The organism is Roseomonas genomospecies 6 (assembly GCF_008365375.1).
Classification (GTDB): domain Bacteria; phylum Pseudomonadota; class Alphaproteobacteria; order Azospirillales; family Azospirillaceae; genus Azospirillum.
This window is the reverse complement of sequence record NZ_QOKW01000036.1, coordinates 13153-34671: the sequence shown is the minus strand read 5'-3', so window position 1 is coordinate 34671 and position 21519 is coordinate 13153. Positions and strand designations below refer to the sequence as shown.

The 21519-nt window shown below is 65.4% G+C and carries 16 protein-coding genes and 1 tRNA gene; 9 read left to right on the top strand and 8 right to left on the bottom strand.

Translation table 11 applies throughout. From position 1 onward, the window contains the following. Positions 1-2 precede the first annotated feature (2 nt). Entirely contained in the window at positions 3-1058 is a 1056-nt protein-coding gene (gene pyrC / locus DS843_RS27610) for a dihydroorotase (protein ID WP_149472035.1), read from the bottom strand. 158 nt (positions 1059-1216) lie between these two features. On the opposite strand from pyrC, the gene hisS reads away from it, so the two are divergent. Continuing rightward, positions 1217-2566, top strand: a complete 1350-nt coding sequence (gene hisS, locus DS843_RS27605) for a histidine--tRNA ligase (protein ID WP_149472034.1) — start codon at positions 1217-1219, stop codon at positions 2564-2566. A gap of 288 nt (positions 2567-2854) precedes the next feature. After that, positions 2855-5881, top strand: a complete 3027-nt coding sequence (locus DS843_RS27600) for a transglycosylase domain-containing protein (RefSeq protein WP_149472033.1) — start codon at positions 2855-2857, stop codon at positions 5879-5881. 133 nt (positions 5882-6014) lie between these two features. Here the strand turns inward: DS843_RS27600 and DS843_RS27595 are convergent, their stop codons facing one another. The 3 genes from DS843_RS27595 to DS843_RS27585 form a co-directional block, all read right to left on the bottom strand. Next, positions 6015-6272: a hypothetical protein gene (locus DS843_RS27595; protein ID WP_149472032.1), complete on the bottom strand. Its 258-nt coding sequence runs from the start codon at positions 6270-6272 to the stop codon at positions 6015-6017. Positions 6273-6428: 156 nt separating this feature from the next. Continuing rightward, positions 6429-6905, bottom strand: a complete 477-nt coding sequence (bfr, locus tag DS843_RS27590; protein WP_149472031.1) for a bacterioferritin — start codon at positions 6903-6905, stop codon at positions 6429-6431. Between the two features lie 413 nt (positions 6906-7318). Beyond that, positions 7319-7403 (bottom strand) — tRNA-Leu (locus DS843_RS27585). Between the two features lie 189 nt (positions 7404-7592). Between DS843_RS27585 and DS843_RS31430 the strand changes: the two genes are divergently transcribed. Next, positions 7593-7760 carry a hypothetical protein gene (locus DS843_RS31430; protein WP_167525492.1) on the top strand — a complete coding sequence of 56 codons (168 nt, stop codon included), beginning with the start codon at positions 7593-7595 and terminating at the stop codon, positions 7758-7760. A 72-nt stretch (positions 7761-7832) separates the two neighbouring features. Here DS843_RS31430 and DS843_RS27580 read toward each other — a convergent pair whose 3' ends face one another. Both DS843_RS27580 and DS843_RS27575 read right to left on the bottom strand, forming a co-directional pair. Further along, on the bottom strand, positions 7833-8093 hold the full coding sequence (locus DS843_RS27580) for a hypothetical protein (RefSeq protein ID WP_286192361.1): 261 nt from the start codon (positions 8091-8093) through the stop codon (positions 7833-7835). Between the two features lie 85 nt (positions 8094-8178). After that, a complete protein-coding gene (locus tag DS843_RS27575) occupies positions 8179-8964 on the bottom strand; it encodes a competence/damage-inducible protein A (protein ID WP_149472030.1) in 786 nt (261 codons plus the stop codon). A gap of 91 nt (positions 8965-9055) precedes the next feature. Between DS843_RS27575 and sfsA the strand changes: the two genes are divergently transcribed. From sfsA to DS843_RS27555, 4 genes are all read left to right on the top strand, one after another. Continuing rightward, a complete protein-coding gene (gene sfsA, locus DS843_RS27570; RefSeq protein ID WP_149472029.1) occupies positions 9056-9784 on the top strand; it encodes a DNA/RNA nuclease SfsA in 729 nt (242 codons plus the stop codon). 59 nt (positions 9785-9843) lie between these two features. Further along, on the top strand, positions 9844-10674 hold the full coding sequence (gene map / locus DS843_RS27565) for a type I methionyl aminopeptidase (RefSeq protein ID WP_149472028.1): 831 nt from the start codon (positions 9844-9846) through the stop codon (positions 10672-10674). Positions 10675-10744: 70 nt separating this feature from the next. Beyond that, entirely contained in the window at positions 10745-11536 is a 792-nt protein-coding gene (gene radC, locus DS843_RS27560; protein ID WP_149472027.1) for a RadC family protein, read from the top strand. A gap of 84 nt (positions 11537-11620) precedes the next feature. Then, the gene (locus DS843_RS27555; RefSeq protein WP_149472026.1) at positions 11621-12046 is read left to right on the top strand and encodes a tellurite resistance TerB family protein; all 426 of its coding nucleotides are present in this window, start codon (positions 11621-11623) and stop codon (positions 12044-12046) included. 30 nt (positions 12047-12076) lie between these two features. On the opposite strand, the gene DS843_RS27550 is transcribed toward DS843_RS27555, so the two are convergent. Next, positions 12077-15229 (bottom strand): bifunctional diguanylate cyclase/phosphodiesterase, encoded by a 3153-nt coding sequence (locus tag DS843_RS27550; RefSeq protein ID WP_286192360.1) that lies wholly within the window; start codon positions 15227-15229, stop codon positions 12077-12079. Positions 15230-15936: 707 nt separating this feature from the next. Further along, a complete protein-coding gene (locus DS843_RS27545) occupies positions 15937-16539 on the bottom strand; it encodes a recombinase family protein (RefSeq protein WP_149472024.1) in 603 nt (200 codons plus the stop codon). A gap of 418 nt (positions 16540-16957) precedes the next feature. On the opposite strand from DS843_RS27545, the gene DS843_RS27540 reads away from it, so the two are divergent. Continuing rightward, a complete protein-coding gene (locus DS843_RS27540; protein WP_149472023.1) occupies positions 16958-19831 on the top strand; it encodes an SNF2-related protein in 2874 nt (957 codons plus the stop codon). Further along, positions 19828-21516: a site-specific DNA-methyltransferase gene (locus DS843_RS27535; protein ID WP_149472022.1), complete on the top strand. Its 1689-nt coding sequence runs from the start codon at positions 19828-19830 to the stop codon at positions 21514-21516. Before DS843_RS27540 ends, DS843_RS27535 begins: the two co-directional genes overlap by 4 nt. The last annotated feature ends 3 nt before the right edge of the window (positions 21517-21519 follow it).

Here is a 21519-nt window from a genome sequence, read left to right as displayed (position 1 = left end):
CCTCAGGCGGCCCCGGCGAAGGTCCAGCGGGTCGCCTCGCCGCTGCGGAAGGGCAGAACGGCCTCGCCGTCGGCGGTCAGGACGATGTCCGGCGCGGTGGAGGGGGAGCGCTCCAGAACCACCTTGTCCTCGTTGGCCGGCAGGCCGTAGAAGCGCGGGCCGTTCAGGCTGGCGAAGGCTTCCAGCTTGTCCAGCGCGCCCGCCTCCTCGAAGGCTTCGGCGTAGAGTTCCAGGGCGTTGGCGGCGGTGAAGCAGCCGGCGCAGCCGCAGGCGCTCTCCTTCGCGGTCACCGCGTGCGGGGCGGTGTCGGTGCCCAGGAAGAACGGACCCTCGCCCGACGTCGCGGCCTCGACCAGGGCCACGCGGTGCGTCTCGCACTTGGCGATGGGCAGGCAGTAGAGGTGCGGGCGGATGCCCCCGGCGAACAGGTGGCTGCGGTTGATCAGCAGATGGTGCGCCGTGATGGTCGCCCCCACCCGGCCCGAAGCCGCGTGTTCGCGCACGAAGGCCACGGCCTCCGCTGTGGTCGCGTGCTCCAGAACCACGCGCAGCGCCTTGTAGCGCTCCAGCAGCGGAGCGAGGGTGCGCTCGATGAAGACGGCCTCGCGGTCGAAGATGTCCACGTCCGCGTCGGTCACCTCGCCATGGATCAGCAACGGCATGCCGACCTCCGCCATGCGCTCCAGCACCGGCGCGATCTTGCCGAGGTCGGTCACGCCATGGGCGCTGTTGGTGGTGGCGTTGGCCGGATAGAGCTTCGCCGCGGCGAAGACGCCGTCCTCGAAGCCCTCGGCCAGATCGTCGGCGTCGGTGCCGTCCGTCAGATAGGCGGTCATCAGCGGCGTGAAGGAGTGGCCCTCCGGCAGGGCCGCCAGGATGCGCTCCCGATAGGCCACGGCGTCGGCGGTCCTCGTCACCGGCGGCTTCAGGTTCGGCATGATGATGGCGCGGCCGAACTGGCGGGCGGTGAAGGGCAGCACCGCCTTCAGCATGGCGCCGTCGCGCAGGTGCACATGCCAGTCGTCGGGACGGCGAAGGACGAGACGGTCGGTGGGCATGGCGGCTCCGGGCGCGGAAGGGGGAGGATCGCCGGAGTTCTAGCCCCTTACGGCCCCCCGCTCAACGGTAACCGGCCACTGCATGGATGACGGGACCGGTGAAAGCCGCTAGAACCCTAGCCGATTCCCCAGGGACATTCGAAGCCGGACCCGCGCCGATGAGCCTCATTACCCCCCGCACCCCACCCGGAACGATGGAACTGCTGCCGCGCCAGCAGGTCGCCTTCCAGCGTCTTCTCGACACCATCCGCCGCGGCTACGAGCGGTTCGGCTTCGTGCCGGTGGAAACCCCGGTGTTCGAGACGGTGGACACCCTGCTGACCAAGTCCGGCGGCGAGACGGAGAAGCAGGTCTATTTCGTGCAGTCCACCGGCGCCCTCCAGCAGGGGAACAAGCCGGACATCGCGCTGCGCTTCGACCTGACCGTCCCGCTCGCCCGCTACGTGGCGGAGCATGAGCGCGACCTCGCCTTCCCCTTCCGCCGCTACCAGATCCAGCGCGTCTACCGCGGGGAGCGGGCGCAGCGCGGGCGCTTCCGCGAATTTTACCAGTGCGACATCGACGTGATCGGCAAGGACAGCCTGTCCCCGCACTACGACGCGGAGATCCCGGCGGTCATCTACCACGTCTTCCGCGAGCTGGACTTCGGCGGCTTCACGATCAACGTGAACAACCGCAAGGTCCTGCTGGGCCTGCTGGACGGGCTGGGCGTGGACGACGCGGAGAAGCGCGTCCTGGTCCTGCGCGAGATCGACAAGCTGGACAAGATCGGCCGCGACAAGGTGCGCGACAGCCTGACCGGCCTCGGCATGACCACGGAGGCGGCGGAGACGATCCTGTCCCTGATCGACGCCAAGGGCACGAACGAGGAGACGCTCGCTGCTCTCAACGCGCTGGGAATCGACAACGAGACCTTCCGCCAAGGCGTGTCGGAACTGACCACCGTCGTCGAGGGGCTGAAGGCCTTCCAGGTGCCGGACGGCATCGTGCGCATCAACCTCGCCATCGCGCGCGGGCTCGACTACTACACCGGCACGGTCTACGAGACCTTCCTGAACGACCATCCGGGCATCGGCAGCGTGTGCTCCGGCGGGCGCTACGACAACCTCGCCAGCCACTACACCAAGTCGAAGCTGCCGGGCGTCGGCATCTCCATCGGCGCGACGCGGCTGTTCTACCAGTTGATGGAAGCCGGCATCATCAAGGACGGCGGCGCCACCGCCCAGGTCCTGGTGACCCAGATGGACCCGGCCCTGTCCGCCGACTACTACGGTCTGGCGACGGCGCTGCGGGCCGCGGGCATCAACACCGAAATCCAGCTCGACGGCGGCAAGCTCGCCAAGCAGATGAAGTACGCCGACAAGGCGGGCATCCCGCTGGTCGTCCTGATGGGCTCCGACGAGAAGGCGCGCGGCACGGCGACGCTGAAGCATCTGGTGAAGGGTGAGCAGGTCGAAGTTCCTCTGTCCGATCTGGCCGCCAAGGCGAAGGAGTTGCTGGGCGCCTGACGCCCGCTCCTTCTCCGCCGCCGGCTCGACGTTAACGGTCTTGCCGGCGGCGCCCCGGTCACACACATTAACCACACAACCGAGGGGAGCATTTGTGGCTGCGCCGCCACGGCTTCCTGCGAATTTGAGTTACACCGATTTCGAGGCCGGATCGCACCCCTCCCGGACAGGGGATTACACCGGTTGTTAACCAAGGCGCCTCTACATTCCGGCCATATCGCTTGGCCTTTTTGCCAAGCATTTTAACCAATTCGCGGGTGTCGCCCGCGGTCATGGCTGGAGCCGGACATGACACGGTTGTGGTTGCGGCGTGCGATCTGGGGTGTGACGCTGGCGGCGACGCTGGGGGGCGGCGCCCTTCTGGCGCAGGAGGAGATCCGCACGTCGCGGTTGCAGGCCCGCCTGCTCGCCGACTACGCCAAGGACATGACCTACACGCTGCGCGAGGGGCCGAACCCCGCCGCGCGCCATCCCACCCAGGGTCCCTACAACGAGCGGATGGGCTATGTCGGGCTGCCCGGCTACCTGCGTTCGCTGACGTCGGACATGTATGCGGTGGAGATGCAGGCGCATCTGTCGCCCACGCTCGACCGCTTCATGGCCGCGGGCGGCTTCCCGATCTACCACGAGAAGACGCGCGCCGGCCTGACCCTGCTGGACCGCAACGGCACCGCGCTGTTCTCCGCCCGCTATCCCGAGCGGGTCTTCGCCAAGTTCGAGGACGTGCCGCCGCTGGTTGCCAACACGCTGCTGTTCATCGAGAACCGTGAACTGCTGAACGAGGACGAGCCGCGCCGCAACCCCGCCGTGGAATGGGACCGTTTCGCCGGCGCCGTGGCGATGCTGCCGGTGCAGTGGATCAAGCCGGGCCAGCGCTCCCCCGGCGGCTCCACCCTGGCGACCCAGATCGAGAAGTACCGCCACTCCCCGGACGGCCAGACCAGCGGCGCCACGGAGAAGCTGCGCCAGATGATCTCGGCCAGCACGCGCGCCTACCTGGACGGCGAGGACACCGGCGCCCACCGCCGCCGCATCCTGATCGACTACCTGAACTCCACCCCCTTGACGGGACGGCCCGGCTTCGGCGAGGTGAACGGGCTGGGCGACGGGCTGTGGGCCTGGTTCGGCACCGACCTCGCCATCGCGGAGAAGGTGCTGTCGGAGGAGCCCGCCGACGCCCGCGCCCTGCAAGTGAAGGCGCTGGCCTACAAGCAGGTGCTGAGCCTTCTGCTGGCCCAGCGCCGTCCCTCCTATTACCTGATCCAGGACCGGCAGGCGCTGGAGCGGCTGGCCGACAGCCACCTGCGCGTGCTGCACAACGCGGGCGTGATCGACACGGCGCTGCGCGACGCCGCTCTGGGCCTGACGCTGAAGTTCCGGGAGGACCCGCCCCAGGCCCAGACCGCCAATTTCGTCGAGCAGAAGGCCCCCAACGCCATCCGCGCGCGGCTTCTGTCCATGCTCGGCGTGCCCAGCCTCTACCAGCTCGACCGCATCGACCTGACCGCCGAATCGACGCTCGACGCCCCCGCGCAGCAGCGGGTGGTGGAGGTGCTGGCGAAGCTGGGCGACCCGGCCTTCGCCGCCCAGATGGGGCTGACCGGCGAACGGCTGCTGGACGTGAAGGGCAACGACCTGTCCAAGGTCATCTACTCCGTCACGCTGTACGAGCGGGGAACGGACGCCAACTACCTGCGCGTCCAGGCCGACAACCTCGACCAGCCGCTGGACATCAACGAGGGCGCCAAGCTCGACCTCGGTTCCACGGCGAAGCTGCGCACGCTGGCCACCTATCTGGAGATCGTGGCGGAACTGCACACCCGCTACGCCCATCTGCCCAAGGACTTCCTCGCCGACGTGCAGGAGGAGGCGTCCGACAACCTGACGCGCTGGGCGGCGAGCTGGCTGGCGACCTCCGGCAACCGCGGACTCGGCGCCATGCTGGACGCGGCCATGGAGCGCCGCTATTCGGCGAACCCCGGCGAGGCCTTCTTCACCGGCGGCGGGCTGCACAGCTTCGTGAACTTCAACAGCAAGGACAACGGCAGCATCCTGACCGTGACCGAGTCGCTGCGCCATTCGGTCAACCTGCCCTTCATCCGCATGATGCGCGACATCGTGCAGTTCTACATGGCCGAAGGCGGCGACGACAGCACGGACATCCTGCACAACCCCGACCATCCCGCCCGCCAGGCCTATCTGGCCCGCTTCGCCGACAAGGAAGGCAGCGACTTCCTGAACCGCTTCTACAACAGCTACCGCAAGCACACGCCGGACGCGATGCTGAACATGCTGGCCAGCCGGTCGCGCCCCATGCCGCACCGCCTGTCCGTCATCTTCCGCACCGTCCGTCCGCAAGCCGGGCTGAAGGAGTTCGGCGCCTTCCTGCGCGCCCGCCTGCCCGACGCCAAGCTGGACGACGGCGACATCGCGGCGCTCTACGGCAAGTACGGGCCGGACAAGTTCCCGCTGAACGACCTCGGCTATCTGGCCCGCGTCCATCCGCTGGAGCTGTGGCTGGTCTCCTACCTGCAGAAGCGCCCCGACGCCAAGCGGCATGAGGTGCTGGAGGCCAGCGTGCAGGAGCGCCAGGAAAGCTACCGCTGGCTGTTCAAGAAGGGGCAGTCGGCGCAGAACACCCGCATCCGCATCGGGCTGGAGGAGGAAGCCTTCCAGCGCATCACCGAGCAGTGGCGCAAGCTCGGCTATCCCTTCGAAACGCTGGTGCCGTCCTTCGCCACCGCCATCGGCAGCTCCGCCGACCGCCCCGCCGCCCTGGCGGAACTGGTGGGCATCATCCAGAACGACGGCGTGCGCCAGCCGACCGTGCGCGTGCGCAAGCTGCACTTCGCCGCCGGCACCCCCTACGAAGCCATCGTGGGGCTGGGCGAGATGCGCGGCCAGCGCGTGATGAAGGCGGAGGTGGCGGCCACCCTGCGCAAGGCGCTGACCGACGTGGCGCAGAACGGGACGGCCAAGCGCGTCTGGGGCTCCTTCCGCGACTCGTCGGGTGAGATCATCCCGATCGGCGGCAAGACCGGCACGGGCGACCACCGGCTGGACCGCTACGGCCCCGGCGGGCACCTGATCGAGTCGCGGGCGGTGAACCGGACGGCGACCTTCGCCTTCTATATCGGCGACCGCTTCTTCGGCACCATGACCGCCTTCGTCCAGGGGCCGGAAGCCGACAACTACCGCTTCACCAGCGCCCTGCCCGCCCAGCTTCTGAAGAGCATCGCCCCGGCCCTTCAGCCCCTCATCGACCCCGGCGTGACCAAGACGGCGGACACCGGCAAGCCCCAGACGGGCCTTTGACCGGCGGCCTTTGACCAACGGCCCGTGATCGGCCAACCCCGGCCGCCATTCCCTGCCAGCCAACGAAAAGGCCCGCCCCGGCGAACCGGAGCGGGCCTTTTTCATGGGCCGAGGATGCGGCGCCGGGCGCGCCTCACGCCAGGGCGGATTCCTGCGGAACGGAGACGGTCGCCGGCAGGGAAGCCAGCAGAAGCTCAAGCTCCGCCGCGGCGACGTTCGGCGGCAGGCCGGGACGATAACCGCGCAGCGTCTCCAGCGCCCGTTCGAAGGCGTTGTCATGATCGCCCTGATCCAGATCGCTGCTGTCCAGCGCCGCAAGATAAGCGCGCGCGACGGCGGCGTTTTCCTCCGGCGTCAGATCGTCAACCTGCAGGGACATGATGGAGAGCATGATGGCGGTTCCCGTACAAACTGAAGCGGAAACCCGCAAGCTACGCCAACATGGTTAACAAGGCGTTGCCACGCCCGCGCCGCGCCCCCCGCGCAACGCAAAAGGCGTCGGGGGCGCGGCCCAAAAGCCACACCCCCTCGACCGGCCTCGGAAGGCTCAGCTCTCGCCGTAGATCTGCTCCTGTTGGTAGGCGACGACGCCCACGCGCTGAATCAGGTCGAGCTGCGTCTCGATCCAATCGATGTGCTCTTCGGTATCGTCGAGCAGCACGGTGAGCTGCGCGCGGGTCTCGTAGTCGCGAACCTGCTCGCACAGCGTGATGGCGTCGATCAGGTCGGCGCGAGCCTTGTGCTCGACCTTCAGATCGTTGCCGAGAATCTCCGGCACGTCCTCGCCGATCATCAGCTTGCCCAGGTCCTGAAGGTTCGGGAGACCTTCCAGGAACAGGATGCGCTCGATCACCTTGTCGGCGTGCTTCATCTCGTCGATGGATTCTTCGTAGATCTTGTGCGCAATGCGCTTCAGGCCCCAGTTCTTCAGCATGCGGGCATGCAGGAAGTACTGATTGATCGCCGTCAGTTCGTTGGTCAGGATCTTGTTCAGATGGGTAATGACCTGCGGATCGCCCTTCACGTCCTGCCTCCAGCGGTTTGTTTATCGGATTGCGATGCTTCTGGAATGACCATGCCCGAATTGCGATGTGTTGGCAACCGGCTGGGCGGTAATCCGCAGAACAAATTCGTCGATACCGCACCAGACCCGCCACTGACATTGCGAGTGAATATCAACTCCGCTTGCCGGAGGAAAGGTCGGCGCACCATTTGATGACAAATTGGGCAGACGATTGTTGGCGCCTCTATTTGGAGAAGCCGTTTCCCGGAGCGCTTTATTGTTCAGGGTGGCGGGAAGCCGGCATGTCGCATCTGCGAATACAGGCGGAATGCAAAGGCCCCGGCCTCTCGAAAGCGGGTCCATGGCCGTCGGCCTGCCTTCGGCTTGGCCGAAGGAAACGTGCGGGACCGGGAACGTCATGACTGTTGAATGTGTGGTGCGGGCGGCGGGACTCGAACCCGCATACCAAAAGGCGAGGGATTTTAAGTCCCTTGCGTCTACCGATTCCGCCACGCCCGCGCACCATCGGCGGATCGGTTCGGAGAACGGGTTGCCCCCGCCCGCCGGAGTTGCATATCAGTGTATGCAGCCTGCCGTTCCGCCGGATTGACTTAGACAATCGGCGGGCGTTTGGTCAAGGATGCAGCGCGTTTCGGGCGTAGGACACGCAAAAATCCCCCGCAACCCTGGCGTTCAACGGAGGTGAGTTTGGAATCGATCAATTGGCTGGGCCTGGTGAGTCTGCTGATGATCGCCTTGCTGATCGTTCCCGGCGTCTTGAGGCGCAACCGTGGAACCTGGCTGCCCTATGCGGCGGTCTGGATCGCCGCCATCCTGGCGCTGGTCTGGGCGTACGACGCCTTCGGGCCGTTCTGAGCAGTCCGCACACGTCCCGCCATCAACCCCACCCCCCGGCCTTCGCCAGGGCGGTTCAGGGCCGCGTGTGGTTCAGGGCCGCGTGTCCTCGTTCAGGGTCATGATGCCGATGCCCATCGCCACGCTGCCGAAGGTGAGGATGAGGCTGGCGTACAGCATGAACGTGGCGACGATGCCATGATCGCTGCTTCCGATCAGGGTCGCCAGATTGGCGACATCGAAAATCAAGAGTCCCGTCGCCAGAACGACAGCCCCGGCCACGCCGGATGCAAGGTGTTTCAGCAAGAACAGGATCGCCGCTTTTTCAAAGGGTTTCATGGCGCGACTTTTCATGGCCAACACGTCCCACTCATCAACATAGAATTGCCCGCGGCGGCGACAATATGACCTTGCATGGCTTAGCGTCGTAGAAATCCCCCTAGCCTTTGGTTCCCACCGTGACGTTCGGCGTACCGCCCAAGCGCAGGACGATGCCCGCCAGTTCCTCCGTGGCCGCCGACACGCGGGTCTCGTCGGTGCCCCGCAACACGAGGCTGACGCCGAAGAAGCCGTTCCGGAAATACGGATAGCTGCCGATCTCCAGGTCCGGATAGCGGTCCTGCAGCGCCCCCAGATCGGCGGCGATCTGCCCCTCGGCCAGCGCGCAGGCGACCGTGCGGGCGTGCAATTCCGGTCCGCCTTCCAACTGCGGCAGGATGCCGTCCAGCATCGCCTGCATGATGTTGGGCACGCCCGCCATCACATAGACGTTGCCGATCCGGAATCCCGGCGCGGCGCTGATGGGGTTGTCGATCAGGGTGGCGCCCGCCGGGATGTTGGCCATGCGCAGCCGCGCCTCGTTCAGCTTCGACGGGTCGCCGTAATGGCGCTCCAGCCGGGCGACGGCCTCCGCGTTGCGTTCCAGCGGAACGCCGAAGGCCTTGGCGACGCAGGCCGAGGTGATGTCGTCGTGGGTCGGGCCGATGCCGCCCGTGGTGAAGACATGGCCGTAGCGTCCGCGCAGGGCGTCCAGCGCCGCGATGATCTCCTCCTCCAGGTCGGGGACGACGCGCGCCTCGCGCAGGCGGATGCCGATTCCGGCCAGCTTCTCCGCGATGTACGGCAGGTTGGCGTCCTTGGTGCGGCCCGACAGGATCTCGTTGCCGATGATGAGGACGGCGGCGGTCGGGTTCGGCGTGGTGGCGGCGATGGAGGGCGTGGACATGCGGAGTCGGCTCCGTTCTCGATTGGGGCGTGAGCGGCTGGACCGGCGGGCTTGCCGGACGGAGGGGGTGCGCTTTAACGTAGGGCTCAAGATGCTCTTCCCCACCCCCCTTCGGCAAGGCCGCCTCGTCCGCCGCTACAAGCGCTTCCTCGCGGATGTCGACCTCGACGGCGCCCTGATCACCGCTCATGTGCCGAATTCGGGCAGCATGATCGGGCTGGACGCCCCAGGTTCCGCCGTCTGGCTGTCGCGGTCGGACAACCCCAAGCGCAAGCTCGCCCACACGCTGGAGTTGGTGGAGGCGCTCGACGATCCCGGCACCCCCTGTCTCGTCGGCGTCAACACGTCGCACCCCAACGGGCTGGTCGCCGCCGCCATCGGCGCGGGCGCCATCCCGGAACTGGCCGGCTACGCCCGGCTGCGGCGCGAGGTGAAGTACGGGCGCAACTCCCGCATCGACATCCTGCTGGAGGACGACGGGCGCCCGCCGGCCTATGTGGAGGTCAAGAACGTCCACCTGCGCCGCCCCGGGCTTGGCGACGGGCTGGCCGCGGAGTTCCCGGACTGCGTGACCGCCCGCGGGGCCAAGCATCTGGTGGAGATGGCGGAGATGGTGCGCCAAGGCGCGCGGGCCGTCATGGTCTATCTTGTGCAGCGCGCCGATTGCGCCTACTTCCGAGTCGCCGCCGACATCGACCCCGCCTACGCCGCGGGATTGCGCCGGGCGCTCGAATCGGGGGTGGAAGCGCTGTGCTGGTCCTGTAGGATCACGCCGCAGGCGATCGAGCTGGAGCGGCCGCTGCCGATCCGCATGGATTGACCGCATTCCTGTTTCCTGGGACCTGATTTGTAAGGCCTGATCTGTAAGGGACGACTCTCTTGGACCACGACGACCTCGATTCCCATCGCATCCGGATTCATGGGCCGGAGGACTTCGAGGGCATGCGCAAGGCCGGACGGCTGGCCGCGGCCACGCTCGACTTCATCACGCCCTACGTCCAGCCGGGCGTCACCACCGGCGAGCTGGACCGGCTGCTGGAGCAGTACATCCGCGACCATGGCGGCGTTCCGGCCCCGCTGGGCTACCGCGGCTTCCCGCGGGCCAACTGCATCTCCGTCAACCATGTGGTCTGCCACGGCATTCCCGGCGACAAGCGGCTGCAGAACGGCGACATCCTGAACATCGACGTCACCCCCATCCTGGACGGCTGGTACGGCGACAGCAGCCGCATGTATCTGTGCGGCGACGTCGGCGTGAAGGCGCGGAAGCTGGTCGAGGTCACCTACGACGCGCTGATGATCGGCATTGCCCAGGTGAAGCCGGGCGCCACGCTGGGCGACATCGGCCACGCCATCCAGACCTTCGCGGAAGGCCACCGCTATTCGGTCGTCCGCGACTTCTGCGGCCACGGCCTGGGCCGCGTCTTCCACGAGCCGCCGTCGGTCCTGCATTTCGGCAACCCCGGCACGGGCGCGGTGCTGCGGGAAGGCATGATCTTCACCATCGAGCCGATGATCAACGCCGGGCGCTACGACGTGAAAATCCTGGGCGACGGCTGGACCGCCGTGACCAAGGACAAGTCGCTGTCCGCCCAGTTCGAGCATTCCATCGGCGTGACCAAGGACGGTTGCGAAATTTTCACCCTGTCCCCCGCCGGCTTCACCAAGCCCCCCTACGTCCTGGCCGAGGAAGCGACCGCGACGGTGTGATTTTCGCGCGAAGGAGGTATAGTCCCGGCGCACACGATCGCATGACGGCGCCGGGACGGTGGAACGCGGGATGGCGGGACGAAAGAGCGCGAAGGGGCTTGGGGACGCGGCGGCGGTCCGGGACCTGCCGGGGCTGGAGCCGCCCGCCTCTTCCCGCGTGGAGGAGCCCCGCCACGAACCCCATTACAAGGGCCATCGCCAGCGGCTCTACACCCGCTTCCTGGAAGGCGGGCCGGACGCGCTCCAGGATTACGAGCTGCTGGAGATGATCCTGTTCGCGGTGAATCCGCGCCGCGACGTGAAGCCGCTGGCGAAGGCTCTGATCCGCGACTTCGGCGATCTCTGGACCGTCGTCAACGCCCCGCCGGCGAGGCTCCGCACCTATTGCGTGGAGGAGGTGTCGCTGGCCTCCGACAAGGCGGTCGCCACGCTGCGGGCGGTCGGGGCGGCGGCCCTGCGCGGGATGCGGCAGCAGGTGATGGACCGGCCCGTGCTCGCCAACTGGCAGTCGCTGCTGGACTACTGCACCGCCGCGATGGCGCACCAGCCGATGGAGCAGTTCCGCCTGCTGTTCCTGGACCGCAAGAACAAGCTGATCGCCGACGAGGTGCAGCAGACCGGCACGGTGGATCACACCCCGGTCTACCCGCGCGAAGTGGTGAAGCGCGCGCTGGAGCTGTCGGCCAGCGCCGTCATCCTGGTCCACAATCATCCCTCCGGCGACCCCACCCCCAGCCGCGCCGACGTGGAGATGACCAAGGAGATCGTGCGCGCGGCCCACGGCGTCGGCATCGTGGTCCACGACCACGTCATCGTCGGCCGGGGCAAGCACACCAGCTTCAAGGCCCAAGGGTTGATGTAACCGCAACCCTGTCCCGCATGCCCATCTTGTCGCCCGGTCCGGCGCCCCCATATGTGCGGCGTTCGTCACCATAGGGGTAGCACCATGGGTCTTTTCGATATGTTCAAGGGATCGGCGCCGCTGGATCTCACCCCCCGCCGCTCACTGACCGTCTCGCTGATCTACTGCATGGGTTCGGACGGCGAGCTGGACCCGGAGGAGGTCGGCCATCTGTTGTCCGTGATGGGCCGCGGCGCGACGCGGGAGGAGTTGGACCGCTGCTTCAAGTATGCCCGCAGCACCCCGCCCGACGCCTTCCTGGCCGCCGCCACGCCGAACCTCAACGAGCAGCAGCGGCTGTGCATCCTGCTGAACATGCTCGACAGCGCCATGGCCGACGGCGAGGCCGAACAGGGCGAGCGTGACCTGATCGCGCGCTTCCAGCAGGCCTTCGGCCTCGACGACGCCAAGCTCGGCCCCTACTTCCAGGCGCTGGTCGCGAAGAACGACCGCAGCGTGCTGGGCGCGTAAGCCCCCCTCGCACGGCCTGCGAATCGCCCGTCAGCCGACCGCTTCAGGGGCGTCGGCGTGACGGGCGACGAAGGCGGCGAACTGCTCGAAGGGCATGGGGCGGCCCAGCAGATAGCCCTGGATCTGATCGCAGCCGAGCCGGGCGAGCCCGCCGAACTGCTCCTCCGTCTCCACCCCCTCGGCCAGGGTCTGCATGCGCAGGGAGCGCGCCATGCCGATGATCGCCTCGGCGATGACGCCGCCGTCGGACCCGTCGGTCAGGCTGGTCACGAAGGACCGGTCGATCTTCAGCTTGTCCACGCGGAAGCGCTTCAGATAGCTGAGGCTGGAATAGCCGGTGCCGAAATCGTCGATGGCCAGCGCCACCCCCATCTCCCGCAGCCGGGCGAAGGTGCCGGTCACCGCGTCGGAATCGTCCATCAGGATGCTTTCCGTCACCTCCAGCTCCAGGCAGCGGGCCGGCACCTTGTAGGCGTCCAGCCAGAAGGCCACCCGGTCGGCCAGGCCGGGGCGGCGCAACTGCACCGCCGACAGGTTGATGGCGATCAGGATCGGGTGGCCGCGGGCGATCAGGTCGGCGGCGCGGCGGCAGGCCTCCCCCAGCACCCAGTCGCCGATGGGCTGGATGAGGCCGGTGTCCTCGGCCACCGGGATGAACTGGCCGGGCGGGACCATCGTGCCGTCGCGGCGGCGCCAGCGCAGCAGCCCCTCCGCCCCGACGAGGCGCCGCCCGTCCACCGCGAACTGCGGCTGGAAATGCAGTTCCAGCTCGTTGTCGGCCAGAGCGTGGCGCAGGTTGCTTTCCAGCCACATCCGCTCCGACGCCCGCTTGTTCAGCTCCGGCGTGAAATATTGGTGGTTGGCGCGGCCCGCCTCCTTGGCGGCGTACATCGCCATGTCCGCGCATTTCAGCAGAACGTCGATGGTCTTGCCGTCATCGGGGTAGACGGCGATGCCGATGGACGGCGAGATTTCCAGCTCGTGCCCGTCCACCGGGAACGGCACGGTCATGGCGCTCAGCACCTTGCGGGCCACGGAGCCGGCCGCGTCGGTGCTGTCCAGGTCGTTGACGAGGATGACGAACTCGTCGCCGCCCTGGCGGCTGACGGTGTCGCTGGCCCGCACCGTCTCCAGCAGCCGCTCGCCGACCGCGCGCAGCAGCCGGTCGCCGACGCCGTGCCCCAGGCTGTCGTTGATGTTCTTGAAGCGGTCCAGATCGACGAACAGCAGGCCCACCTTCGTGCCGTGCCGGTCGGCGGACAGCATCGCGCGCTCCAGCCGGTCGCGCAGCAGGAAGCGGTTCGGCAGATCGGTGAGGAAGTCGTACTGGGCCAGATGGCGGATGCGTTCCTCCTGCGCGCGCTTCTCCGTGATGTCGGAGAAGGCGGCGATGTAGTTGACGGCCTCCCCCGCCTCGTTCCGCACCACCTGGATGCTGAGCCATTCCGGGTAGACCTCCCCGGACTTGCGCTTGTTCCAGATTTCGCCGGACCAGTGGCCCTCCTCCCTCAGCTTCGCCCACATGCCGGCGTAATAGACGCCGTCCTGGCGGCCGGAGGCGAGCATGGCCGGATCGCCGCCGATCACCTCCTCGCGGCTGTAGCCGGTGATGCGGCAGAAGGCGTCGTTCACCGCGACGATGCGGTTCTTCTCGTTGGTGACGACCATGCCTTCGGCGGCGTTGTCGAACACCTTGGCGGACAGGCGCAGCTCCCACTCCGCGCGCTTGCGCTGCGAGATGTCGCGGGCGATGGCGCAACAGTAGGCGTCGCCGTCGTAGGTCACGCGGCTGGCCGTCACCTCCAGCTCCAGCGTCCGCCCGTCGCGGGTGTGGTAGACCGTCTCGTAATGCGCCGACTCGTAATGCGCCGACGTCTCCGCCGCCCCGTCGCGGAAGCGTTCCAGAAGGTCCGCATGGGTTCCGACGAGTTCCTCCGGCGACGCGCCCAGCGCCTCGCAGCCGAAGGGGTTGACGTAGGCGATGCGCAGTTCCGCGTCGGCCAGCACGACGATCTCGGACACATGGTCCACGAAGAAATTGGCGAGGTAGAGCTGCCGCGCCCGTTCGCGCAGCATGCTGTCGCTCTGCCGCATGTTGGACTGATAGCCGCGCACGATGCGGCGCACCCAGCCGGTGACCAGCCAGGACACCCAGGCCGACGCGCCCAGCGCCAGCGCCAGGACCGCGACGGTGGTCAGGATGCGCTTCTTCATGCCGGCGCCGATCTCCGCCCGCCGCTGCTCCAGCACGGTGTCGACGTCGTCGGCGTAGAAGCCCGCGACCAGGACCCAGCCCCAGGCGTCCGGGGCGCCGGCGTAGGCGACTTTCGGGGCCGGGCGCCCGGTCACCGGATGCACCCAGTCGAAGCGCACCTCCCCGCCGCCCTGCGTCCCGGTCCTCAGCAGGCGGGTGACCAGCTCCCGCTCCTTTTCCCAGGGCAGGTCGCGGGCGTTCATGCCCTCGGCCGCGGGCGAGGTCGGCGAGAGCAGCACCTCCCCGTCCTCCCGCAGCACGGCGATGAAGCCCGAATCGCCGAAGCGCCGGGCGCGCAGTCGGTCCAGCGTCTCGTGCTGGATCTTCTCCTCCACCGCGGCGATGTAATCGCCGGTGCCGATCAGCCAGTCGAACGGCTCGAATCGGCGGACATAGGCGAACTTGTCGGACATGCTGTGCGGGTTGTCCGGCGCAAACCAGCGGTAGCGGGTGAAGCCCTGCATGTCCGGGTCGTCCACCGCGAGGATCAGGTTGCGCATGATCGGGCGCCCCTGGTCGTCCCGGTTGTCGAGCAGCGATGAGCCTTCCCGCTGCGGGTCGATGGGAAGCAGCACGCAGCTTCCGTCCATGCCGTCGATGAAGTAGTAGCCGCGCCCGCCGAAGAAGCGCAGGGGCCGCAGCGTCTCCTTGATCGACTGCCGGATCGACGCCTCCGGCAGATACTCCTTCTCGCGCTCGTAGATGGTCCAGGCGATGCCGTAGGCTTCGTCCACCTTGGCGCGCAGTTCCGCCCGCAGCAGCGGTTCGGTGCGCGACCGCATGTAGGCGATGTAGGACCGCGCGTTCTCCAACTCCTCCTGGAGGGTCCGGCGCTGTTCCTCCAGGTACCGGGCCTCGGTCTGCTTCAGGTCGGCCTCGAAATCCATCCGGTGCTGCCAGATGAAGTAGGCGCCCAAGCCCACCACCACGGCCGCAACCAGAAATAGGGAAGCCAAGAACTGGAGACGGTAAAGGCGCCTTTCGTCCGAAGTCCGGGACGGCTCGCGCATCAAATCGGCGATCGGGTCGGACAACGGAAGCCCTCCTGGAACCACGCCCGGCGTTGCCGTCCGTGGCGCACACCGCACATCATTAGTGCGCGCGGTGGGGGCTCGGCAAGATCAAGGTGAAGATAAAGGCGCGACGAATTGCCGGCCGTTTCGATTTTTCCGGGAACTGCGCCGTGTCCTTGGAAACCTTTGTGACGCCATCTGGGGCGGTGGCCCCTCGCGCAACCGGCTTCCGAAGGGGCTTTGCAGCGCCGTCCGGCGCGGCTATGGTCCCGCGCGCATGATCGGGGCGTCGTCCGCCGCCGCAGAGGCCGGATTCGTCCCGTCCGCCCCCAGTGTCAGGTCCGCCACCCCCGGAGAGTCCGATGATCCCCCGTCATACCGGTCAAGAGGGGATTCGGCGTTCATGGTCAGCGCGGTAGCGCGAAGGACTGCACGGCTGGGCCAGCATCCAGCCACCTACGGGTTGGCCGCTTGCTTCGGTTGGTGGAGCCGAGGAGGGTCATACATGCCTCATGTTGATCCGGTACGACAAGCCCGCTGGTCAAGTTTGCCTTGAAGCAGAGCCGATGTGTTGAATCCTACCGTCGTGGCGGTCGGCACGCTCTCACCTGATGACCTTGGCATCAGGCGAGAGGCGTCGCAGCGATCTCCTTCTTCACCTTCTGCACCGTGCCGACGCCGCATCCAACGAGCTTCGCGGTCTTGTGGATGCCGTGTCCGGCGTCGAGTTCCCGTCGGATGCGGGCAATGATGGCATCGCTGGTCTTGGGACGTCCGAGACGCCGTCCTTCGGCACGGGCGCGATTGAGGCCCGCCCGGATGCGGTCCTGGATCATGGCGCGTTCGAACTCCGAGAAGATGCCCAGCATCTGGAACATGGCGCGCCCCGCAGGGGTGGTGGTGTCCAGTCCCTGCTGGTGGAGGTAGAGGCCGACGCCGCGCGCGTTGATCTCGCCGAGGAAGGCGACAAGGTCCTGGAGGGACCGGCCCAGGCGATCCACGCTCCATGCGGCGATCAGGTCGAACTCCCGGCGGGCCACGCCTTTGAGGAGGCGATCGAAGCCGGGGCGCTGATCGCGTCCCTTGGCTCCGCTGATGCCTTCATCCCGGAACACTTCGACGATGGTCCAGCCGAGGTGCTGGGCGACCTGGGTGAGGTCCCGAAGCTGGTTCTCGACGGTTTGGTTCCGGTCGGTGCTGACGCGGGCGTAGATGGCGACCCTCATGCCGTCCTCCGTGTGATTGCTCCTACCCTATGCGGAGGTCACGCGGCGGCGGTTCGGGCAAGCCCGTCAGGAATCATGTGGTTCTTGTACTGGGGGAGAACCGGACAAACGAGCCAGCATCCGTGCGGGTTCCAACCAGCCTCGGATGGTGGGGATTCTTGTACAGCCCTGCGCGACTTCTCCATCGGCGTTGCGGCTGGTCATACGAGGGCGGGCCGACGCTGACCACCTCCAAGTCACTGCCAGTCCGGATCTATTCTGCCTCCTGGCCGCACTTCGGCGTCGTCTGGCAATGCAGATGGACGAAGACAGCGCCTGACCAAGGCTTGCACGCTCCCCTTTATGCAATTAGAAAGGGGTAACCTGAAAGCCGAATGAATGTTCGGCATTCGCGACCGGAAATTGCTCTGGGATAGGAATGTCGGCGTACACTCCGTACCACAGCCTGTACCTTGCCCGCCGCATCACGCTTCAGGGGGTAAGCGACGACGCATTCGCGAAATCTCTGTCCACCGCGCGCGTGGACATGAATCCCCATCAGGTGGACGCCGCGCTATTTGCCTTACACTCGCCCCTCTCGAAGGGCGTGATCCTGGCTGACGAGGTGGGTCTCGGCAAGACCATCGAAGCCAGCCTTGTCATTGCGCAGCGCTGGGCTGAGCGGAAGCGGCGCATCTTGCTGATTGTACCCGCCTCGCTGCGCAAGCAGTGGACCCAGGAACTCTGGGAGAAGTTCTCTCTGCCTTCGCTCATCATGGAAGCGAAGACCTATCGCGAGCGGGTCAAGACAGGGCACCGAAGCCCGTTCGATGCCGACGGCGTGGTCGTGGTCACCTCGTATGAGTTCGCGGCCCTGAAAGCGGACGAGCTTGCCGTTGCCAAGTGGGACTTGGTGATCTTCGACGAAGCGCACCGTCTTCGGAACGTGTACAGGAAGGGCGCGTCAGCGCGTGCGAAACGCCTGCGCGACACTCTCCGCGACCCGTTCAAGGTGCTGCTGACCGCGACGCCGCTCCAGAACAACATTATGGAGTTGTTCGGCCTCGTTTCGATAATCGACGACAAGGTGTTTGGCGACGAGGCGAGCTTCCGCACGCTTTATGGCGGCGCTCGCCCCGACCGGGGTCAGTTGATGGTCCTGCGCAAGCGCATGGAGCCGATCTGCCGCCGCACGTTGCGTAAGAACGTGCAGGAGGCGGGGCACATCAACTACACCCGCCGCATTCCGGTCACATTTCGGTTCGATCCGCATCCGAAAGAGATCGAACTTTACGAGCGGGTATCGGCTTTCCTGCAACGCCCCGACACGGTATATTTGGGCGGAAAGCCCAATGCGCTCGTGACCATGAGCTTGAGGAAAATCCTCGGCTCGTCGAGCCACGCCATCAGCGAAACCCTCGCGCGGATCGCGGAACGACTACGCGCCCAGCAGGAGGCCGACCTTGATGCGCTGGCCGATCTGGACACCATCGACGAACTCGTCGAGGAGTGGGGCGACCTTGATGACAATGCGTTTGGTGACGAGGACGCTGACGGGGTGGCCGTGCGGCCTGATCCCCAAAAGCTGGCAGCCGAAATTGAGGAACTTCTTGGCTATTACAACCTAGCGCGTTCCATCCAGTCGAACGCAAAGGGGGAGCGCCTCATCGCTGAGCTTCCGGTGCTTCTCGACGCGGTCGTTGAGAAGGGGGGCAGGCGCAAGGCGGTCATCTTCACCGAGAGCGTGCGGACCCAGACCTACTTGGCCGAACTGCTCGCGGCCAATGGCTTCGCGAGGCAGATCGCCCTGCTGAATGGCGCGAACACCGACCGGGAAAGCGCGACCATCTACGCGGAGTGGCTGGCGCGCTACAAAGGCTCCGACAAGGTGTCCGGGTCCAAGACGGCTGACATGAAAGCCGCCATCGTGGAGGCGTTCCGCGACGAAAAGACGATCCTGATCGCCACAGAGTCGGGTGCGGAAGGCATCAATCTTCAGTTCTGCTCCTTGCTGGTGAACTACGACCTGCCTTGGAACCCGCAACGCGTCGAGCAGCGCATCGGACGATGCCACCGGTACGGTCAGAAGATCGACGTAACTGTCGTAAATCTCCTCAACACCAAGAATCGTGCCGAAGAGCGTGTCTTTGAACTGCTGGATCAGAAATTCCGGCTTTTCGATGGCGTGTTCGGGGCCAGCGACGAAGTACTGGGCGCTATCGAAAGCGGCGTCGATTTCGAGCGCCGGGTGCATGAGATCGTGCAGACCGCCCGCACAGCGGACGAGATCGACGCAGCGTTCAACGAACTCACCGGCAGCCTCCAGCCTCAGATCGAGGCGGACATGCGCGAAGCACGTGAGAAGCTGCTCCTGAATGTGGACGAGGATGTCGTTCGGCTTCTACGCACCCGGAAGGACAGTATTGACCGCACGCTGAGTGAGTTCGAGCAGCGCCTTCTGGTGCTTGCCAAATCGGAACTGCCTGAGGCCCGCTTCTGGCGGCACGAGAATGGCAGTCCCTGCTTTGAGCACGGTGGCAACACGTGGACGACCGAGTGGCCCCTCGCCGACGACAAGGGATGGCAGTTCTTCCGCCTGTCAGACGGCAATCTCGCCCTGGACCTCGTGCAACGAGCGCAGGCGAGAGACCTGCCGATTTCCAACGTCGAGTTCAGGTACGACGCTTATCGGAGTGACGGCGGCGGACGACTCATCGACTTGGAAGCCTTTATCGGCGCATCGGGGTGGTTGAAGGTCAGCAAGCTGAGCCTGCGGGCAGCAGGCCAGACTATCGAGCACGTGATTTCAGCCGCCATCACCGATGACGGTCGCACACTGGACGGCAAGCTGATAGACCGCTTGTTCCTGCTCCCAGGCGCGACAACGGGCGTCGCGGGCGCGGCTCCAGTCGAACTCGAAACCGTGGAGTCGCAAGTCCGTGCCGCCCGCATCGACGAAGCTGCGCGCGAGAACGAACGCTGGTTGTCGGAGGAAACCGAAAAGCTCGACCGGTACGCCGACGATCTTGAGGTCGCGGCCGAAGAGGAGATCAAGCAATTGGAGCGTGAGGTCAAGGAACGCCGCAAGGCGCTGCGAACCAACCCCAACCTCACAGCGCAGCAGAAGATCGAGGAGCAGCGGGCGATCAAGAAGCTCGAAGGTCTGATCGACGATCAAAAGCTCGAAACTTATCAACGAAGAAAGGCAATCCGCTCTGAAGTCGAGGGCATCCTCGACAGCACTCAAGCGGACCTTGAACTCGTCCCTACGGTTGAACCCGTCTTTACTATTCGCTGGAGTTTGGTGGCATGAGCCGCAAGCAGAAGCTCGAACTTACGTGGATTGGAAAAGAGGAGCGCCCTCGACTGGAGCCGCGCATTCTAGTCCAGAGTGCCGAATTGAGCCATTTTGCGGCAACTCGCAAAGCTGGCGACATTTTCGACAATATGTTGATCCACGGCGATAACCTGCTGGCTCTCAAGGCTTTGGAGACCGAATTCAGAGGAAAAATTCGCTGCATCTACATTGACCCTCCGTACAACACAGGCTCCGCCTTTGAGCACTACGACGACGGCGTAGAGCATTCCCTGTGGCTGTCTCTAATGCGGGACAGGTTGGAGATATTAAAGCTGTTGCTCAGCGACAACGGCTCCATCTGGATCAACATCGACGACAACGAGGCGCACTACCTGAAAGTGTTGTGCGACGAAGTGTTTGGGCGGCGGAACTTCATTGCGAATATCGTCTGGCAGAAGCGCGCTTCTCGCGAGAACCGGGCGGCAATCGGTTCATCGCACGACCACATTCTCGTGTACGCGAAATGTCCTCCCTCTGAATGGAAGAACTACAGGAATAAGCTGCCTCCGTCCGATGCAGGGTTCGGCAACCCGGATAACGACTCAAGAGGGCCGTGGCGGTCGATTCCATTTACGGCCCAAGGCTACCGACCCAATCAGATGTACAAGATTACCACGCCTACAGGTAATGTTGTTGATCCACCAAAAGGTCGCTGCTGGGGTGCAACAGAACCAGCCTTCAACAAGCTGCTAGAGGAGAACCGCGTTTACTTTCCGCGTGGCGGAGATAGTAGACCTCGAATCAAACAGTTCATGGGCGAAGAGGACGGATTAGTTCCCTCTACGTGGTGGACTTCCAGTGAGTTCGGAGACAACGAAGACGCTAAAAAGGAAATCCTCGCCCTCTTCCCCGACAGAGAGCCGTTCGGAACACCCAAACCTGAACGGCTAATGGAACGAATTATCCAGATCGCCTCCTCGCCTGGCGACATAGTCCTAGATTCGTTTGCGGGTTCTGGGACGACCGGGGCTGTTGCGCACAAGTTAGGGCGGCGATGGATACTGGTTGAGCTCGGGGATCATGCAGTCACCCACATTGCTCCGCGTCTAAAAAAGGTGATCAACGGAGAAGACGACGGGGGAGCAACAAAGGATTCGGGCTGGTCAGGCGGCGGCGGTTTCCGCTTCCTTCGGCTCGCGCCATCTCTTCTAACGAAAGACAAGTGGGGGAACTGGGTCGTTTCCTCTGACTATAACCAAGCAATGCTTGCAGAGTCCATGTGCAAACACATGGGATACACCTATTCTCCATCTCAAGAAGCATCTGAGTACTGGAAGCATGGCTACTCGACTGAGCGGGGATTCATCTACGTCACCGCCCAAGCGCTAACGCATAGCATGCTCGAAGCTATTTCCCGAGATGTGGGGCCTGATCATCACCTCCTCGTTTGCTGCAAGGCGTTCAGCGGCAATCCGGAGCAGTTCGAAAACCTAACGGTCCGAAAGATTCCTCAAGCAGTGCTAGCGAACTGTGAATGGGGACGCGACGACTACAGTCTGCGCATCGCGAGCCTTCCGGTTGTGGAAGACACCGAACCCGAGGAGCCTAAGCCTGCGCCCAAGAAAGTGGCCAAGAACACCAAGGCCCAGGGGACCCCGACACCATCGCTTTTCGACGAACCCGCTGAGACGGAGGCTTAACCC

Coding starts and splice junctions, on each gene's coding strand:
- sfsA (WP_149472029.1), top strand. CDS start 9,056: ATGCTCTTCCCCACCCCCCTTCGGCAAGGCCGCCTCGTCCGCCGCTAC.
- DS843_RS27535 (WP_149472022.1), top strand. CDS start 19,828: ATGAGCCGCAAGCAGAAGCTCGAACTTACGTGGATTGGAAAAGAGGAG.
- DS843_RS27575 (WP_149472030.1), bottom strand. CDS start 8,964: ATGTCCACGCCCTCCATCGCCGCCACCACGCCGAACCCGACCGCCGCC.
- DS843_RS27545 (WP_149472024.1), bottom strand. CDS start 16,539: ATGAGGGTCGCCATCTACGCCCGCGTCAGCACCGACCGGAACCAAACC.
- DS843_RS27600 (WP_149472033.1), top strand. CDS start 2,855: ATGACACGGTTGTGGTTGCGGCGTGCGATCTGGGGTGTGACGCTGGCG.
- radC (WP_149472027.1), top strand. CDS start 10,745: ATGGCGGGACGAAAGAGCGCGAAGGGGCTTGGGGACGCGGCGGCGGTC.
- pyrC (WP_149472035.1), bottom strand. CDS start 1,058: ATGCCCACCGACCGTCTCGTCCTTCGCCGTCCCGACGACTGGCATGTG.
- DS843_RS27555 (WP_149472026.1), top strand. CDS start 11,621: ATGGGTCTTTTCGATATGTTCAAGGGATCGGCGCCGCTGGATCTCACC.
- DS843_RS27595 (WP_149472032.1), bottom strand. CDS start 6,272: ATGCTCTCCATCATGTCCCTGCAGGTTGACGATCTGACGCCGGAGGAA.
- DS843_RS27540 (WP_149472023.1), top strand. CDS start 16,958: ATGTCGGCGTACACTCCGTACCACAGCCTGTACCTTGCCCGCCGCATC.
- DS843_RS27580 (WP_286192361.1), bottom strand. CDS start 8,093: ATGAAAAGTCGCGCCATGAAACCCTTTGAAAAAGCGGCGATCCTGTTC.
- hisS (WP_149472034.1), top strand. CDS start 1,217: ATGAGCCTCATTACCCCCCGCACCCCACCCGGAACGATGGAACTGCTG.